Origin of the sequence: Chryseobacterium sp. SIMBA_029 (genome assembly GCF_046535275.1) — a bacterium.
GTDB lineage: Bacteria > Bacteroidota > Bacteroidia > Flavobacteriales > Weeksellaceae > Chryseobacterium.
The window spans coordinates 1-268 of record NZ_JAWRXA010000385.1 but is presented as its reverse complement, the minus strand read 5'-3'; the positions used below and the strand labels follow the sequence as shown (position 1 = coordinate 268).

The following is a 268-nucleotide window of genomic DNA, read 5'->3' as shown; positions in this document are numbered from 1 at the left end:
CTCCAATTTGGAGATCAAAGTTCTTAAAATCTTTTCTAAGCCGAACCACAGCATCAATAATAGCATCCGGATTTTTAAGAGGAATAAGGTTTGAAACATGAAGAAATGTAAAGGTTTTATTTTCCTTTTTCTCTGGCGAAAAAAGTTCTGTATTGACTACATTTCCAATTACCTTAAAGTTTTTACCAATTTTCAGCTCCTTGAGGTTATCCATCAGAATAGCACTTACAGGAAGTAAACAAGAGGCTCTGCGGGCAACGTATCGTGC

1 protein-coding gene is annotated in these 268 nt (G+C 36.2%); it reads right to left on the bottom strand.

All coding sequences use genetic code 11. The features are described from left to right. A partial coding sequence (locus tag SB679_RS24540) for a hypothetical protein (protein ID WP_410704882.1) occupies positions 1-268 on the bottom strand: 268 nt, incomplete at both ends.